This is a genomic window from Oleiphilus sp. HI0067, from assembly GCF_001635735.1.
Genome location: NZ_LWFI01000262.1, coordinates 1 through 650, shown reverse-complemented (window position 1 = coordinate 650; position 650 = coordinate 1). Strand labels below are relative to the sequence as shown.

At 45.5% G+C, this 650-nt stretch carries 1 pseudogene; it reads right to left on the bottom strand.

Going from position 1 to position 650, the window contains the following annotated elements:
* Positions 1-124: 124 nt before the first annotated feature.
* Positions 125-650 (bottom strand): annotated as a pseudogene (locus A3739_RS03350) (glucose-6-phosphate isomerase); the annotation flags it as partial.

Here is a 650-nt window from a genome sequence, read left to right as displayed (position 1 = left end):
TGATCTCTGTGCTGATCAATTAGAGCCAAAGAGCGGGCTGCCTTATCGTCAATTGATAAATCAATTACCGACAAGGCAGAATTTAGAAAAGGTTCCTTTTTAGCCCAGGAACCATATTCTCAGGCTAGCTACGCAAGAGTTGTACTAACTTAGCGGTTGAAGGGTCTAGAGCATCTATCTTGTTTTTCTCGGCTTCCTGAGTGAGCAAAGGAAACAACTCTTTTTCTAATACCTTACCTAACTCAACGCCCCATTGATCAAATGAATTGATGCCCCATATTTGACCTTGAACAAACACTTTGTGTTCGTACAAGGCAACTAGAGCACCGATAGACTCGGGGCTAAACATCTCAACAAGTAGCGTATTACTAGGCTTGTTACCCGCGATCACCTTATGCGGTGCGATACGTCGCGCTTCCTCTGGTGCAACACCTTTATCTAGAAGTTCTTGCTCTGCGTTCTTTCGCGATTTTCCAACCATTAGCGCGCGACTTTGAGCTAGACAGTTGCCAAGTAAGTGAGCGTGGTTATCACGTACGGGATAAGGACTGTTTTTCGCAATGATGAAATCGATAGGAACGGCGCCTCGTCCCTGATGGAATAATTGATGATAAGCATGTTGTCCGTTGGTGCCCGCTCCACCGAATAGC